Source organism: Parabacteroides caecihominis (genome assembly GCF_023656785.1).
In the GTDB taxonomy this organism is placed as follows: domain Bacteria; phylum Bacteroidota; class Bacteroidia; order Bacteroidales; family Tannerellaceae; genus Parabacteroides; species Parabacteroides segnis.
The window spans coordinates 83,762-99,576 of sequence record NZ_JAMOKS010000016.1; the positions used below are offsets into that span (position 1 = coordinate 83,762).

At 49.3% G+C, this 15,815-nt stretch carries 14 protein-coding genes and 3 pseudogenes; 3 read left to right on the forward strand and 14 right to left on the reverse strand.

The features are described from left to right. Window positions 1-38: 38 nt before the first annotated feature. The 4 genes and pseudogenes from NBH14_RS14885 to NBH14_RS14900 form a co-directional block, all read right to left on the reverse strand. Window positions 39-245, reverse strand: coding sequence for a hypothetical protein (locus tag NBH14_RS14885; protein ID WP_224202417.1), 207 nt, complete (start codon window positions 243-245; stop codon window positions 39-41). A gap of 96 nt (window positions 246-341) precedes the next feature. Then, entirely contained in the window at window positions 342-1,547 is a 1,206-nt protein-coding gene (locus NBH14_RS14890; protein ID WP_250817600.1) for a hypothetical protein, read from the reverse strand. Window positions 1,548-1,893: 346 nt separating this feature from the next. Next, entirely contained in the window at window positions 1,894-3,018 is a 1,125-nt protein-coding gene (locus tag NBH14_RS14895) for a helix-turn-helix transcriptional regulator (RefSeq protein ID WP_004318663.1), read from the reverse strand. A gap of 207 nt (window positions 3,019-3,225) precedes the next feature. Continuing rightward, window positions 3,226-3,675: pseudogene (locus tag NBH14_RS14900) on the reverse strand (hypothetical protein); the annotation flags it as partial. Between the two features lie 10 nt (window positions 3,676-3,685). On the opposite strand from NBH14_RS14900, the gene NBH14_RS14905 reads away from it, so the two are divergent. Further along, window positions 3,686-3,847 (forward strand): hypothetical protein, encoded by a 162-nt coding sequence (locus tag NBH14_RS14905; RefSeq protein WP_004314566.1) that lies wholly within the window; start codon window positions 3,686-3,688, stop codon window positions 3,845-3,847. Between the two features lie 274 nt (window positions 3,848-4,121). Here NBH14_RS14905 and tnpC read toward each other — a convergent pair. The 3 genes and pseudogenes from tnpC to tnpA all read right to left on the reverse strand — a co-directional run bounded on the left by tnpC (window position 4,122) and on the right by tnpA (window position 6,573). Beyond that, window positions 4,122-5,707 (reverse strand): annotated as a pseudogene (tnpC, locus tag NBH14_RS28940) (IS66 family transposase). An 82-nt stretch (window positions 5,708-5,789) separates the two neighbouring features. Further along, on the reverse strand, window positions 5,790-6,134 hold the full coding sequence (tnpB, locus tag NBH14_RS14920; protein ID WP_074759520.1) for an IS66 family insertion sequence element accessory protein TnpB: 345 nt from the start codon (window positions 6,132-6,134) through the stop codon (window positions 5,790-5,792). Between the two features lie 4 nt (window positions 6,135-6,138). Then, entirely contained in the window at window positions 6,139-6,573 is a 435-nt protein-coding gene (gene tnpA, locus NBH14_RS14925) for an IS66 family insertion sequence element accessory protein TnpA (protein WP_004308135.1), read from the reverse strand. A 536-nt stretch (window positions 6,574-7,109) separates the two neighbouring features. Here tnpA and NBH14_RS14930 point away from each other — a divergent pair. Next, the gene (locus NBH14_RS14930; protein WP_008643590.1) at window positions 7,110-7,280 is read left to right on the forward strand and encodes a hypothetical protein; all 171 of its coding nucleotides are present in this window, start codon (window positions 7,110-7,112) and stop codon (window positions 7,278-7,280) included. Between the two features lie 195 nt (window positions 7,281-7,475). Further along, window positions 7,476-11,441: a hybrid sensor histidine kinase/response regulator transcription factor gene (locus NBH14_RS14935; protein WP_055173489.1), complete on the forward strand. Its 3,966-nt coding sequence runs from the start codon at window positions 7,476-7,478 to the stop codon at window positions 11,439-11,441. 97 nt (window positions 11,442-11,538) lie between these two features. On the opposite strand, the gene NBH14_RS14940 is transcribed toward NBH14_RS14935, so the two are convergent. The 7 genes and pseudogenes from NBH14_RS14940 to NBH14_RS14970 all read right to left on the reverse strand — a co-directional run bounded on the left by NBH14_RS14940 (window position 11,539) and on the right by NBH14_RS14970 (window position 15,594). Beyond that, complete coding sequence (locus tag NBH14_RS14940; protein ID WP_157998589.1) at window positions 11,539-11,742, reverse strand: hypothetical protein; 204 nt, start codon at window positions 11,740-11,742, stop codon at window positions 11,539-11,541. Window positions 11,743-12,012: 270 nt separating this feature from the next. Then, a complete protein-coding gene (locus NBH14_RS14945) occupies window positions 12,013-12,414 on the reverse strand; it encodes an Lcl C-terminal domain-containing protein (protein WP_225483526.1) in 402 nt (133 codons plus the stop codon). A gap of 92 nt (window positions 12,415-12,506) precedes the next feature. After that, on the reverse strand, window positions 12,507-12,851 hold the full coding sequence (locus NBH14_RS14950; RefSeq protein WP_224262686.1) for a fimbrillin family protein: 345 nt from the start codon (window positions 12,849-12,851) through the stop codon (window positions 12,507-12,509). A 189-nt stretch (window positions 12,852-13,040) separates the two neighbouring features. Beyond that, window positions 13,041-14,321 (reverse strand): fimbrillin family protein, encoded by a 1,281-nt coding sequence (locus NBH14_RS14955; protein ID WP_004308132.1) that lies wholly within the window; start codon window positions 14,319-14,321, stop codon window positions 13,041-13,043. A 263-nt stretch (window positions 14,322-14,584) separates the two neighbouring features. Further along, window positions 14,585-14,948 (reverse strand): annotated as a pseudogene (locus NBH14_RS14960) (helix-turn-helix domain-containing protein); the annotation flags it as partial. Window positions 14,949-15,068: 120 nt separating this feature from the next. Beyond that, window positions 15,069-15,266 (reverse strand): reverse transcriptase domain-containing protein, encoded by a 198-nt coding sequence (locus tag NBH14_RS14965; RefSeq protein ID WP_008775183.1) that lies wholly within the window; start codon window positions 15,264-15,266, stop codon window positions 15,069-15,071. Then, on the reverse strand, window positions 15,244-15,594 hold the full coding sequence (locus NBH14_RS14970) for a reverse transcriptase N-terminal domain-containing protein (protein WP_250817605.1): 351 nt from the start codon (window positions 15,592-15,594) through the stop codon (window positions 15,244-15,246). Before NBH14_RS14970 ends, NBH14_RS14965 begins: the two co-directional genes overlap by 23 nt. Window positions 15,595-15,815: the final 221 nt, after the last annotated feature.

The window sequence follows — 15,815 nt, forward strand, 5'->3', positions numbered from 1 at the left end:
CCAATAACTTTAGAAATTATTAATATCAACGTAACAAATCATTCATCTTTCAGATCGACAGTCGGCAAGTTAAAAACTTTTTCGATGCCAATCCAGCTTTCTGCCGCATCATCAAATAGCGTTTCATATTGATCATGGAATCCAAAAAGGTCACTAAAGAAATATGTTTTCAGTGTTGGATACATGCTTACTTTCCATTCGTTGTCAGCTCCATCAGGTACAGAAATAATAAAATCTGTGGACAAGCTACAAGTGGTTATCCCGGCCTTAGCACCTCCATTGACAGCACTCGACGCGTAACAAAACATATTAAAATGTGAAGAAGGTTCGCGTAAATTAAACTACCACCTAAGCTGTGGGCTTCCTTGGGCCGGATTGGTTCTATTGATAACTTCAATATCATTTATTGTTTCCGTATGGCTATTGGAAATGCTTATTCCTCCTGAAATCTCTGGTCCAGTGACACTGACACTTCCTCCTAACTCGAAAGAGACACTGCTGGTATAAGAGCTCTGGCGTTCCGTAGTTTGCGGGGAATGTGCATGAATAATGGCACCATTCGGGTGAACCGGAGCGAATTCCAAATTTACGTCAGTCAGGCAAAAGCCATACCCTTTCATTTTCAGAGTACTGACCTTGGTATGCCATTCTCCATAAAAAGAAGGTTCTACATAGGCTATAAAACCCAGATTTACCAAATAAAAATGTTCTTTCCGCTCTTTGCTATAAGCGGTCCATATCTTAGCTTCTACTTGAAAATTATCGGTTGTCCCTTTACCTTCATGTCCATGAACAGGAGGTGCGGTATAGCTATTTTGACCGATAACGATATAGGCAGATATCAAGTTTTTCAAATCCGACGAACCGTTTGACGGAGCTTTCGGTTCCAGGGCTCTTTGTAAACTTTGACTTGTCATGTCGCAATGAAATCCCTGCCCGTATTCATTAATCGTCTGTACAGATTCTTTGCCATCAGCTCCGGTAGCAGTACTGAGCGCATTGAGCTTGGAATAGAATCCGCTCGCCGACGGAAGCGGTCCAGAAAATACCCACAGCGGCAGTTCGTCCGAATAAGACTCATCTTCCTTCGCATAAGGATTATAGCAATCCAGCAACGTGCAGACGGTATTAAAATCCTCGTTCGTTCCTCCCTCCATCATCATCACGATGCTCCGCTTATGGAACATATCCTTGATGTCAGCCAGCAAATCGGTATCCGACTGAATCCGGTCAATGTCCTGCCGGGTAAAGAAGAACGTGTCGCCAACCTCCATCTTCTTTCCCGGAGCATAAGGAACCGCCTCCTTGTAACGGTTTATCATGTTCTCGGATATCATATGGTCTTCTTTGCTCCAGAACGAAAGGTAATAAAGCGTGTTGTTGTGTGTTACGCCTAACTGGTCGGTAGTAGGCAAAGGATCAGTTAGTTTCTCGGGATCATTTACATTGTCGGGGGCGTAGTCATCCTCGTCATCGCCGCACGATGTAGCTACCGCAAGAACCATGTAGCACAACAATAAGTAATGAAGTAAATGAATCTTTTTCATGACTTTTTAAAGGAGAATCCTATTGTTTGTATTATTCAAATTCAAGCTGTAGAACTCATTTGCCGCTTGAAATAGAGTTGTCTTTATTTGAAGTTATTTGGGTAGCATTTTCTTTTACACACGTTAAAATCACCCATAAAACCCTGTTTTACTCTTTTTGGAGATGACGCAGGCTCAACCGACAAGTGCAAAATAAGCGAAAAGATTTAAATTCAGCCCGATTCTTGCCTATAAAAATTGTCTCAATTGTCAGAATCGCACATCTTTGTGGTTTAGAACATTTTAGTTTTGTAGTTTAGGCTATTTTTTGTCGTTTGGGCTATTCCTCCATCCATAACACACCGTATTATTCCGCCTCTGTTTTCCTCCATTTAGGGGTACAGCCCGCATTTTCCTTGAACAGCCTTATAAAATGGCTTGGTGACAAAAAACCGGATTTCTCGGAGATGTCGGCAACCGTCAACCTCGGATATCGCGCAAGCAGACGTTTCGCATATTCTATACGAAGTCCGATAATCCAATCGCGGAACGACATGTCATACGTAGTTTTGATGTACCCGGACAGGTAGGTACGGTTGGTATGAAGCACATCTGAAAGCTCCTTTATGGTAAGGCCGGGCCGGATATAACCGTCCGCATCGATACAACCTTTGATTTTTTTCGCTATTTCGGCATGGAAAAAAGGAGTATCCTGCCTCTGTGCCTGTTCCCGGTTTGTGGTGTCACACAGGTCTTCCTCTTCAGAAGTCATGCCATCTTCCATCGCGTTTTCCACCTGTTCGTAAAACAGCAGATAGTTCAGATAGCAAAGGAAGAGATAAATGTAAAACGGTACCGATGACAGAATCCAGATATAGACGTATTCATCAGGCAGGAATGTCAGCAGTCCGCATCCCACCCCGAATGTGACAGCCCAGTAGGTGAAAATGGAAAGCCATTTGATATAGGCACCGATGTCGTCCGCACGGGTGTCATCGAAAATGCGGATGACCCTGTGATAGGCTCGGAGAAGCCTACGGGTCAAGAACAGCCCATAGATAACCAACCATGCGGCCAAGGCAAACATCACCGTTGTCTGTAAACCACCTTTTGGTAACAACAGCAGAACGATGCCGGAAAGGATGGAAAACAGTATCCATAGACAGATATGCGTCCGTAACCGACGTTTGGTGATATAAAAGCGGTCAAGCAGAGTGGTGAGGGCCGAACTGAACAACCAGTAGCACAAAAAATAGGTGGACAGGTTCATCAGGATGGCGGCATCGGTATTCTTGAACCTGATTCCAAAAAAGAAATGTACCGAATAGTTGGCGGCGAGTAACAGTATGGCTACCCCCATAATTCGCCGGGAACGCAGATAATTATTGAAAATGGCTTTTTCCGAGGTTGGAGCCAACAAAAAATAAAAGCCGAAGAACAACATCAACGGTAGCGCAATACAAAGTGAATAACTGTATATAGATGGTTCCATTTTATTATGCCTAACTATTTTGAATGCAAAATTAGCGAAAATACTGAATATATGGCGGATTTGCCATGACGATTTACTTTCAACACCCTATTTTGATATAATCGAGGGCTTGTTGTATGGTATCCTTGCCATTATGTCATATTGATGGAAAAAGCAGGAAAAGGAATGGTATGTTCCCAATCCTGCCATATATATCCGCACACTCGTTCACATTTTTATACCTTTCGGTTTGCACTCGTCACGGACGTTGAATCCCGGCCGCCCGATGATGATGTGGTCGGCAATAAAATTGCCAGACGGACTGCGTTCATTCACCGAGCTGCGTATCTGCGGCACATCTTCGGTGTGTTGTGGAGATACGTTTCGTACACCTTCCGCATCCGGTTTGACCTCCTGTCCGTCATTCTCCTTTTCGGCGACTTCGGGCGTAGGCGGCTCAAGCTCCAACTGTATCTTTCGGTCGAGTGCTGCAAGTTCGGACTTCAACTGTTTCAGTTCGTCCTCCTTCTTCCATACCTTCCCGGCTATCTCCTACAACTGTGAGACCTCCTTTTCCTGCACCTCGTTCTTCGCCTTGTACTGGTCAATGATGGACGGAATCCTCTCCAATGCGTTCAGGAAATTGCGTGCGGCGGCTACCGGGTCAGCCATCGCCAGCATGCAGCCTATGTCATACAAGGATACTGATACTACGGGAGAACCTGTCGAGCATGTGACAGAACCGGACAAGCAAATTGCGCATTCGGCTCTCGGTGACTACGGACCATTCAGTGTGAAATATGCCACGAAGGACTTTCTCAGCTACGGGAACAAAAAGTTCCGCATATAGATTCTGATTTTGCTTGTTACAGATGGAAGCAACGGCAATATGCCAGAGGAGGCCGGGCTATACAAAAAATAAGGGGCTGTACACATGCGTCAGCTCCTTGTTTTTAAGGGGTAAGCGACTGCTCAACTACATCTTGTGCATTCAATTTTTCAGTGGGATGCACTCCATTGTAAGTGCATCTCAATTTCCATATACCAACTTATCTCAGGGTTGTCATTGAGTGTCAGTCTCGCTTTTTCCCGTTTTTTCCTGCATTTTCCCGGAACTGTCCTGATTATTTTCTCCATACATCCGGTAGCAGTTCCTTCAGGTCTCTGTCTGATTTGGGAGCCAGATAATAGGGGAGTTTACTGATCACATCATTCAGCCACTCTCTGGGGTTGACACCACGTTCCTTACATGAGCCAAGCAAGGAACAGATTATAGCCGTATTCTCAGCCGCTTCGTGGTTTCCGCAGAACAGCATGTTCTTTCTTGATATGACCAGTGGCCTCAGGGCATTCTCACAGCGATTGTTGTCAATGAAAATTCTTCCGTCATGGAGATACGGTTTCATTCTTGGCAGCAGGGAGTAGGCATAGGCTATGGCTTTTCCCATAAGACTTCGTTTTAGAACTTTAGGGTATGTGTTTTTAAGCCAGAGTTCAAAGCTGTCAAGCATCGGCTTGGATAGACGTTGGCGTAATTCAGCACGTCCTTCATACGGGAGTTCCTGTTTATCCGCCATGTATTCCACATTATACATATCCTGGATAAATTTGAGTCCCTGCATGGCATATTCCAGATTTTCTTCCTTGCACAGCTCTATATGTCTGCGGATATGCGCGAGACACCCACACAGACATACGTCCTCCCCATCCTCAAAGGCGTCATAAATGGGATGGCCGTCACTTTGGAGATATCCTTTGAAGTTTTTCAAAAGCCTGACCGCAACTTTTTGTGAACGCGATCCGTTGTCGTAATGGAAGAAGGCAGACGCGGCACAGCCGCTCGGACTATCCAGATGTATTCTTTTACGGCTTTATGCCTGTCGTGGTTTATAACCGGAAGCGTGGTCTCGTCAACCTGGAAGTAATCTGCGGCCAGTACTTTCTTCCTGAGTTCCAGATAAAGTGGCCTGAGAAGCTCGCAGACCGGTCTGAACCAGCCGTCCAATGTGTTTTTGGACAGTTTCACACCCAGATGTTCCAGCTGTTTCACTTGTCGGTAGAACGGGACATGATATTCGTATTTCTGTAAAAGGACCTCAGCGAGCATGGAAGCCCCTGGCATACCTTTATATATGGGCATCAGTGGCATGGGAGCGGTTATTACAGCCTTTTCTCCGTTATCAACGGCCTCCATTTCATTTTTCAGGGCGTATGTGGGACGTACCGTGTCTTTCACATAGAGGTAGCCGGGTTTCATCTCAAGGGTCCTGGTATGTTCCTCGCCTATCTTGACGTATCTGCTTAAATCGACATTCTCCGGTTCGATGACGACTGTTACAACCGGAAGGTTATCCATGACGACCCGGTTACGGCGCGGCGTTTTATTGGCGGCTCGGGACTTGGGGACGGTAATCTGTTCAGCCGCCCTGCTCCGGGCATCTTCGATTTCCGCCTCTATCTGTTCCAGGTCGCCATAGTCAAAAGGGAGCTTCGGGTCTCCGTTATCGACAGGCTTGCATTTCTCACTCATCTTTCCGAACACCTTCCTCTTCAGCCATGCCAGGGAGGCGTTCAACTCAACTATCGTACCCCGGAGTTCTTCTATGGTCCTTGCCTGGGCTGAGATGATCTCACTCTGTTTACGGTTGATATCCAGCAGCTGCTCCATTGAGGGTTCCACAGCTTGTCCGGTTGCATCTTCTTTTGCCATTCAATATCTTTTTTTTGATGATATAAAGATAGTCAAAAACAACAAGAAAAACAAGCCTTCAAGCTGTTTGTTTACAACTGTTTTACCAATGCTTTTTCAAATTGGAAAGCCGTCTTTGCCTGCCTTTGCTGACATCTTCATTGATGCCTTCCACCATAACGACCAGGTCACTCCAGGTCATGGGGTAAGAACGGGTGGCAGGATTATAGGCGGGTATCTTGAAGGTGCCTTCTTCAAGCAGTTTCTCATAAAGGACCAGACCGCCCGGTTCGGCATGGAGCAATTTTATCTTGGTCCGGAAACGGTTGTAGAAAATGAATACCTCCCCACTTCTGATGTCGCCTCCCATCCTCTCATGCACAAGGCCGCAAAGAGTGAACATACCTTTCCTCATGTCCGTATAACCGGGGCACAGGAAATATCTCATGCTGTCATTTAGGCAGAACATTGGCATTATATATTTTAGAGATCAGATTCAGGGCAGCTTCACAGCCGGAAGACCCTTTAAACTTCAACTTCAATCCGTTGGGTAATTCCAAGGATATTTCAGAGCTGTCCTTTCCTTTCAAGGGAAAGGGGACGCTAGGCTGGGGAGATGGCAGGGGAGCCTCGTGAGATATACCGGGGGATGGCGTGTCGCCATTGATTACTATGGGGACAAAGCTGTCTTTAACCCCTAAGCGGGAGGCTTCTGCCAATAACTCCCGCTCCGTTATACCGTATTTTTGTTTCCAAAGATAGAATCTACTACGGCTATAACCTTCATTCTCACAAAAATCAGCAATGGACAAACCACTCTGCTGCTGACGGAAAAGAACGGAGATAAATTTTTCTCTGCTCATCATGTGTTTACGTCGCTGCATCATAGGATATTATTTTTTTTGCAGCAAAAGTAAGGAGGGAAAATGAACTGTAGAAGATGTACTTACTCAGGCGCTTACTTTAAGGGGATATTCGACTTTTAGCCCCCAAAAAGATCAATATTGTTATGTACAACCGTCCAACCTGCGGGTAAAGTGCGCAACTCGGATCTGGACAGCAAGCTGAAAAGAGGCACAAGTATGTAGGCAACCCTGTTATAGCACCGGAATCTGCTGTGTCGCATGAATCAACCGTAGTCCCCGTGAAAGGCATGGCTATACCGCCAAGGGCTGTGGATGAAGTCGCAATGCGGAAAGCCGTCCTTTCCCAGGCAGTTCTCAGGAAGTCTTAAGAAAGAGGGGATAAACATCTGATACGGACAACTCGCAATACGATACGCAACGATGAAAGTGGTGAACAAATCTGGCACTAACGGATGCGCCTCTTTTATATGATTATAATATTAACAAGAAATGCCCGCCATTGTTCTTAAATGCGAATTATAACTTCTTACTGTTGGAAGATTATCTATAAATCGGGCATGAGGGTAAGAGTGCTTACAAACAATTCGGCCCGCTTTATTGGGGGCTGCCAAACCTCGACCGGCACCTGTACCACCCGCGGATATAAATTCGGACCGGAGGTATGGATGGTATTCCGCACACCGGACCAACGTACCCTTGCGGACAGTCCCGAGCCCGGCAAGCCATAATTCCGTCGGGTCAATTGAACAACCGCCTCTCGGAATATGTTCATATCATGGGCCGGTCCCGTATGCAGCTATTTTCCGGGGTACATGACATTGAGGACATACCGCCTGATGCCGACATCCGAGGTTATGTTTAAATTTGTATATTAATTTATATTTTTATATATTTGCAACAGTTGTTGTCTAATTTACATCAGAATGACACGTGTTCGGAATATGGGAAGAATACTGTCCGCATTCCTCATGCTGGGAATTTCCTCCATGTGCGGAGCCCAGATATATAAATACTTGGGAATAGAGGACGGATTGAGTAACCGGAGGATTTACCGTATCCAAAAAGACGGGAGGGGATACATGTGGTTCCTCACCCAGGAGGGGATGGACCGTTATGACGGCAAGCGGATCAGGCATTACACTGTTCTTGACGGCAATCTGAAGGTGGCCCCGCAAGTCAATCTGAACTGGCTCTACACCGACACGGAGAACACGCTGTGGGTTGTGGGAAGGAAAGGCCGTATTTTCCATTACGACACCCTCCATGACCGTTTCCGGATGGTATACAGGATACCCGGTCTTCAGGATGACTTCGCCACGGGCATGCTCTGTTACGCCTATATGGACCGTGGAGACCGCATATGGCTCTGTCAGGGTGACCATATCATCCGCTATGACACCCGCACAGGCATTGCGCAGCGGCTGGTCTCCCGTTTAAGAGGTGATATAACCGCTATCAGCGAGACGGACGGTACAAACCTTTTCATCGGTACCGTGAACGGACTTTTTCCGGTACGGGAAAGGGACGGTGTCCTTGAGGCGCTTGCGGACACGGACAGCATCCGGACGCCGGTCAGCGAACTCTACTACCACCCCGGTTCGAAGAAACTGTTCGTGGGAACCTTCAGGAAGGGCATACTTGTATACGGAGTGTCCGCAGGCAGTACGCTGCGGAATGTGGCCGTCAACCGGATCACCCCTCTCAATGACCGGGAGCTGCTGATAGCCACGGGCGGAAGGGGGGTATACAGGATGGATATGGACTCGCTAGTGCCCAAACCCTATATAACCGCCGACTACGCCAGCCACAACGGCATGAACGGAGACAATATCAATGACATTTATGTGGATGGCGGGGACCGTATCTGGCTTGCCAACTACCCCGCCGGAGTCACAATCCGGAATAACCGCTACCAGAGCTATGAATGGTTCCGGCACTCACCGGGCAACAGCCGGTCGCTGGTTAACGATCAGGTGCATGATGTCATCGAAGACAGCGAAGGCGACTTGTGGTTCGCCACCAGCAACGGGATCAGCCTGCTGCAGCCTGCGGTAGGACGGTGGCGCTCCTTTCTCAGCCGGTCCGATGGGATACAGGATGGCGGGAACCATATCTTCCTGACGCTCTGCGAGGTCTCGCCGGGTGTCATCTGCGCCGGCGGGTACGCTTCGGGCCTGTACAGGATCGAAAAGAAAACCGGGAGGGTGGAATACTTTCCCCCCTCCTTTGCAGCAGAGGGGCGTCCAGACCAGTATATCAATGACATCGGAAAAGATTCCGGAGGATGTATATGGACAGGGGGCTGCCACAATCTCAAACGTTTCGATCCCCATGACGGCACAGTACGCCTGTACCCGGTCCCGGGCCCCATCACCGCCATACTGGAGAAGGCTCCGGAATGGATGTGGATCGGTACCGGCATGGGGTTGTACCTGCTTGACGGGCACGGGGGGACCTGCAGACATATCGCCTTTCCAGTCGAGGCGGTTCATGTCTATGCACTGTACCAGGCACCGGACGGGCTCCTGTATATCGGCACCGGCGGGGCGGGACTTCTCGTCTATGACAGCGTGGAGGACAGGTTCGTCCGCCAATACCAGACCGAGAACTGCGCCCTGATATCCAATAACATCCATACCATTGTCCCCCGTGCGGACGGCACCCTGCTACTGGGGACCGAAAACAGCGTGGCCCTGTTCCGGCGTGAGAGCGGCACTTTCAGAAACTGGACGGCAGAACAAGGGCTGGCAAGCGTATGCCTCAATGCCGGGGTATCCACTTTCCGGCACGGGGAAAGCTTCGTGTTCGGGAGTAACACCGGAGCCGTCATGTTCCCCTCCGACATGAGGATACCCGCCCCGCATTTTTCTCGGATGCTCCTGCGGGATTTCATGATCTCCTACCGCCCCGTCTATCCCGGGGACAAGGGATCCCCCTTGAGGGAGGATATTGACAATACCGTCAGGCTGGAACTTGCATATGACCAGAATACCTTCTCCCTGGAAGCTGTCTCCATCAACTACGACTATCCCTCGAACATCCTATATTCATGGAAATTGGAGGGGCTCTACGAGGGCTGGAGCCATCCGGTCCAGAGCGGGCGGATACAGTTCACGAGCCTGCCCCCAGGCAACTACACCCTGCGTATCCGTGCCGTCTCCAATGAGGAGAAATACAAGGTGTATGAGGAAAGAAGCCTCGGTCTGAGTGTCGCCCGGCCGCTGTGGGCGGGTACATGGGCCATTGCCGGATATGCGTCATTGTGTGTGTTGGCTGGGGTGGTGTCTTTTCGCGTTGCCATGTTGCGCAGGCAGAAAAGGATATCAGACGAAAAGACGTGCTTCTTCATACATACTGCCCATGATGTCCGTACTCCGCTTACGCTGATCAAGGCTCCGCTGGAAGAGGTGGTGGAGAAAGACATGGTGAAGGCGGAGGGGATGGACAATGTACGGATGGCCCTGAAAAGCGTGGACGGACTTCTGGGATTGGTCACCAGCCTGATAGATTTCGAGAGTACGGACAACTACACCTTGAGACTTCATGTCTCGGAATATGAGCTCAACAGTTATCTGGAGACGACCTGTGAGGCATTCCGCACATATGCCTCCATCAGGGACATCGATATCACCCGTGAGAGCGGCTTCCCTTACCTGAATGTCCGGTTTGACAAGGACAAAATGGACTCTATATTGAAGAATATACTGTCCAACGCACTGAAGTACACTCCACGGGGCGGGAGTATCCAGGTCCGTGCCTTCGCGGACCGGCATGTATGGGGTGTGGAAGTGGAAGACACGGGGATTGGCATTCCACCTGAGGAACGGAAGAAACTGTTCAGGAACCATTTCAGGGGCAGTAATGCCGTCAATCTGCAAGTGGCGGGAAACGGTGTCGGACTGATGATGGTACATAGGCTGGTAAGGCTGCACGGAGGCAGGGTCCGCGTTACCAGTACCGAGGGGAAGGGGACCATGGTATGTGTTATTTTTCCCCTGAGGAGCAGACGCCTTGACAAGGCATGCCCCGTTGCTTCGCCCAGGAAACAGGATACCGGGAAAACCCGCATGGGACCGGATTGCGGCCCCATGCGTGAGATCCTTCCAACAATGACCGGCGGGGACCGGCAGCGTATTCTTATTGTGGAGGACAATGACGATTTGCGGACCTACCTTGAGGGGCTGCTGAAAGAGGAATACCTGGTCCAAACCTGTTCCAACGGACGGGACGCGCTGCTTGTGGCGAGAGAATACAATCCGGACCTGATACTTTCGGACGTTATGATGCCTGAAATGGGAGGGGACGAACTTTGCGCGTCCGTCAAATCCGATATTGAGACATCCCATATCCCGGTCATGCTGCTGACCGCCTTGGGAGATGAGAAGGACATGCTGGAGGGGCTGGAAAACGGAGCTGACGCCTATATCACCAAACCGTTTAGCATAAACGTGCTCAGGACGAATATCAGGAACATACTGGCAAACCGGGCACTGCTCAAACGGGCATACGCCGGTCTTGAGGACGGAGTCGGACAGGTTCCGCCGGACTGCCACAATACCCGGGACTGGAAATTCATGGCCTCCGTAAGGGAATGCGTCATGAAGAATATCGACAACCCCGGTTTCTGTGTGGACATGCTCTGTGGCATGCAGAACATGAGCCGCACCGGATTTTTCAACAAGTTGAAGGCGCTCACCGGCCATGCCCCGGCTGACTATATCCGCTCCATGCGGCTGCAATATGCGGCACAACTGCTTAGGGAAAAAGACTGTTCGATAACGGAAATCTCGGATGACTCGGGGTTCTCCGATGTCAGATATTTCAGGGAGGTGTTCAGGAAGTACTATGGAATGAGCCCGAGTGAGTACAGGAATTCGATGAGAGGATAACATCACGGGCAGACAGACTCCAGGATATGGCAGGTCTTATTGTCGGAGATGGTGTATGTTTCGCTCCGCACCGACAAGCCGGGCACGGTTAACTCGTTCACCGTAATGATGAAGGCGAACAGCCGCCCTGCCCCAGTATTGAGGCTCGTGCCTGATAGGGATAGTAGAAATAATAGTGTTCGTCCAACAGCCCGCCTGTGAGCGGTGTCGGACTTTCAGTTTTCCATACGAGACCGCCCGTGTCGGCATCCCTCTCGGCTGTCAGTTTCACGTTGGAATAGACTGTTTGAGTGCCCCGCACCACGTATAGGCCGCAGGCCCCGCCTTCGGAAAACTTGGTTTGGCAGCCATTCTCCACAGTACGGGTGGTTTTGCGAACAGCCGACGTATATCCACCATCGGTAACGGAGAAAGTAAGTTGCTGCGCCTTGTCTTGGTTGCCCGGGAGCTCTTCTTGCGTACAGGCGGCAAGCGATAGGAGCACCGCCGCCGGAATCGAATGTAGAATGCTTTGCTACAGTTTCTTTCTTTTTAATGTGATTAAAAAGCGCACACGGCCAGAAACCTAACTTTATAAGTACTTATCATTACTTTCCAGAGTGGCATCTGGAAAGTGTATGGCATATGCATTGTTAGGGCTATAATATGCCTCCGTAGACGACCAGTAAGAGGTGGTATAAATTGGTGTCGGACCGCCGGCAGCGACGAGGGATGGGTTGACTATATAATTCCAAATTTCGGCATTCGGAAAATCTTTCATCATAATCTTATCATCAGTAAGTCGGGCTGGGGTTAGTCTGCCTGTGGGGTCAGTGTCTTTCGGTATACAGAAGACGACACCGGCGACCGTCTTGCCCGCTACGGATTGCGGCTTCGGGTCTGCGATGACCTGAGCTTTCCCATTGGGATAGCGTTTGCGCAGTCCGCCGTCCGAAGTGCTCCTGCCCGAATAGATGTAGTCCCCAGCCTTCACTTCATCGGCAGTGTAGTGTATTGTTTTGGCTACCGCCACATTCTCCTCGCCGCCATCAATCCAGGTGTTGCCCGGCACCGTCTGCACCACGTCTATTTCATTCGTTTTTCCTCCGTGACACCTTCGCCCGCCATGAGCGTGAACTCTACTTTTGCCATGCGGTGGTTGAAACGGAGGCTGACGGCTTGGTCATAACCTCCCACTACGGTGACGTATAGAAGGCCGAAGCCGGCATACCCACCACTTTGGTCGATATCGGCATTCGGAGTCCGTGCCGTGACACATGTCTCGGTAGTGCTCTTCCGGTAAATGGTGTTTTCAGCATCCTTTGGGACAGTATTGCCCGAGGCGTCCATTACGTACCTTTGGAGGCTGAGCATGCCATCCAGCATCACTCCTATCTCCTTGCCGCCGGCACGGGGGTGCGGTTGCGCCACCTCCGCTGTCAGTCGCAATGGGTACTTGCCATCGGGTAAACGTGTAGTAGATTCTCCCGTTTCCATCTTGCCGCAAGAGACGAGTAGCCCGCCCGCGAGCATCAACATCGGCTACCAGCCGCTGATGCGCATCCATCGTCCGGAATATCCTGTTCCTTTCACATCGTTATTTTTCTTTGTTTTATGTGGTTAGAAAGCGCACACGGCACGCACATTGAGTGCGCCGTCCTTTTCGCTGAGCTGTGCGAAGGCATTGTAGAAATACACGCTAAAAGCGCCATTCTTATTACTGGGGCTCTCCGAAGAAGACCAGAAACGTTTATGGTTATTGCGCGGTGACAATGCGTCACCGCCAACGGCGGAGATGGAGACTTCGACTATATCCCTCGTCTCTGTGTTGTCCCGTGTGTACGCAATATTATCGACATCCTTATAACATAGCATGTGCAGTTCCTTTACCGACGGCAAGAACCATCCGGTGCTGTTTGCCGGGGCTGGATTATTTGCGATAAATGTTTTCAGGACCTCAGCAGGATTGACCAAGGCATCGGTTTTGCCGTTTGTCTTGCAATATCCGTTATACGCCCACAGCACTTTCGTGTTCTGGTAACCGAGTATCCTGTTTATGTTGCCGGTCGCATCGAAACCAGTGGCAATGTTTACGTACTCATCCTTATCGACAGGATTGAAATCTGTTCCTCTTTGAAAATCCGCCACCCAGTCGTTAACGTTTTGCCACGAGACGTTGCCCGGAGCATCTTTAATCGACACGGCAAGGCCATGGGTGCAATTGGGATGTTCTTTCACCATAATCTTGTCGAAATCCAGAGACGCCGGCGTGATCCGTCCTTCAGGATTGGTCTCTGCCGGTGTCCAGAAGACGATGGCCGCCACGCTTGCCTTCTGCTCCTCGGTCAGGGTAGTACCCTTAGGCAGCAGGTTGCCGTCGGCGAGCAGGTAATCTCCCCGTTGCATCGTGTAGTCCTTTACAGTTGTCACCGCGCCGTCCACCTTGTATCTCTTGTAACTGCCGGTAGAAAGGCCGGACGGGGTTATGGTGAACTCCTTGCTTCCCTCGTCATAATGTCCTTCGATAGTCGGTGCGGGAGTCGCGTGATTCACCAAGTAGCGGTATGTACCATCGTTCACGCGCAGCGGCTGGGCAATGCCAGAGAATGTAGTGGCGGGTGACACGGCGTAATCAGGAATCCTCTCGTCGGTAAACTTGTATTTAACGGTATTCGGCATCTCGATGACGGCCAATGCCATACGATGGTTCATGGTGAAAGAGAGGTGGAGGGTGTTGTCTTCCCCTGTCGTTGCGGAGCCTTCGGCAGTCATCAAGTCGGAGGCGGTATATGCCGCATGAGTACTTTGGTCGTCCTGAGGCTGCCAAGCGGAAACCAACGGGGCGAAGAATTCCGTGTCGGTCAAGGCTGAGCCTGTGGGAGTGGCAGTCTTTCCGCTCATATCCGTTTAGTAGGGATAGTAGAGGTAGTAGTGCTCATCCGACAATCCCCCCACAAGTGTCGTGTTGTCCTTGGACTTCCACACGAGGTCGCCCGTGGCGGCATCCCTCTCTGCGGTCAGTTTCACGTTGGAATAGAGGGTTTGAGTGCCGCGCGTCACGTATCGCCGTCAGGCATGTTTTTCCTGCCGCTATGAACAACGGCGGGGGTATATGGTTATCCGGATGTTGCCGATGGAAAAAATCGGCTGGAAGAAGAAATAAATTTCTCGCAACGTTTCACAACAGCTTTGACCTGATGCTTTTCAACACACGCCACACCGTCATGCCTGAGAGCTTTATTCTCTTCCTAAGCAGATAGTTGGCAATCCGTTGCGCTCCCCATCTTCTTGTCTCACGCACAGATTAAGGATAATGGTTTCAATTTCAGGTGTTATCTTCATATTGGCAAGTCTTGATGAACGTTTAGACTTATCGGACAATTCCGACTTGCCTTGTTCTTTCTCGCAATTTATCCAACGGTATAACGTGGAACGGGTAATCCCGCACCGAAGGGCAGTTTTTGTCACAGAACCCGTTTCGACGTATAGCTCAAGCCATTTTTGGCGCATCCGTATATCTTCTTTCATGCTACGAAGATACGGATTAAGATTTGCCAACGAAAAGAAAAAGTGTAGCGTATCTATTGATACTTTGCAATTAAATACTACTCCGCTTTTCAGCCATCTCCTTAATACCAGCCTGTCAATCTACACATTGTTGAGAAGCCATTCATGATTAATATGATCAAAACAACCCTTAATGTCACCTTCCAGTATCCATTGTGGTAAACAGTCTCTACTCAACCATCTATGAAGTGCGTCTATTGCATCCGCAGTACTTCTAAACTTTCTGAACCCATATGAGTTCGCATCCGCTTCACTTTCAGTTATAAGTTCTAAAGCCATAAGATATATCCTGCACGGCTCTGTCCTTCATGGTTGGTATTCCCAAAGATCTTGTCTTGCCATTTGCTTTGGCTATGTTGACCTTCCTCAGCGGGAAGGCCTTATATCCTCTCCTTCTCAATAAACATATAGCTTCTATTTTCTTGGCATCAGTGTCCCACTTCATATGGTCAACCCCTGCCGTACGTTTACCTTTATTGGAAGTTACTTTCCTTATCGCCAATGCCTTGGCTTCGTAGGAAGTGGCAAGTAGGTACCGTAAGGCCTTTACCTTGTTGTACCTCTTTTCTTTGTGGGCCTTTGCTATTCGGACCTGCAGTTTTCTCACCTTACGCTCATATTTGGAAGAATCGATATCTTTTCATGTCGTGTTTCGTACGGTTAAAGATGCACACTCGGCTTTTGCCTTGCTCATTTGCAGTTTCTTCATTTTATTAAAGTTCTACAATCGTTTCATAAAGAATTACCCTGCGGAAGTCTGCCTGATTTCGCATGGGGTGATGTTTAAACCTCTATCCTCCGCATTACACAGAATCATTCACTTTCTCC

Coding starts and splice junctions, on each gene's coding strand:
- NBH14_RS14965 (WP_008775183.1), bottom strand. CDS start 15,266: ATGGCTTTAGAACTTATAACTGAAAGTGAAGCGGATGCGAACTCATAT.
- NBH14_RS14935 (WP_055173489.1), top strand. CDS start 7,476: ATGACACGTGTTCGGAATATGGGAAGAATACTGTCCGCATTCCTCATG.
- NBH14_RS14905 (WP_004314566.1), top strand. CDS start 3,686: ATGTCATACAAGGATACTGATACTACGGGAGAACCTGTCGAGCATGTG.
- tnpA (WP_004308135.1), bottom strand. CDS start 6,573: ATGATGCAGCGACGTAAACACATGATGAGCAGAGAAAAATTTATCTCC.
- NBH14_RS14895 (WP_004318663.1), bottom strand. CDS start 3,018: ATGGAACCATCTATATACAGTTATTCACTTTGTATTGCGCTACCGTTG.
- NBH14_RS14930 (WP_008643590.1), top strand. CDS start 7,110: ATGAGGGTAAGAGTGCTTACAAACAATTCGGCCCGCTTTATTGGGGGC.
- tnpB (WP_074759520.1), bottom strand. CDS start 6,134: ATGAGATATTTCCTGTGCCCCGGTTATACGGACATGAGGAAAGGTATG.
- NBH14_RS14890 (WP_250817600.1), bottom strand. CDS start 1,547: ATGAAAAAGATTCATTTACTTCATTACTTATTGTTGTGCTACATGGTT.
- NBH14_RS14955 (WP_004308132.1), bottom strand. CDS start 14,321: ATGAGCGGAAAGACTGCCACTCCCACAGGCTCAGCCTTGACCGACACG.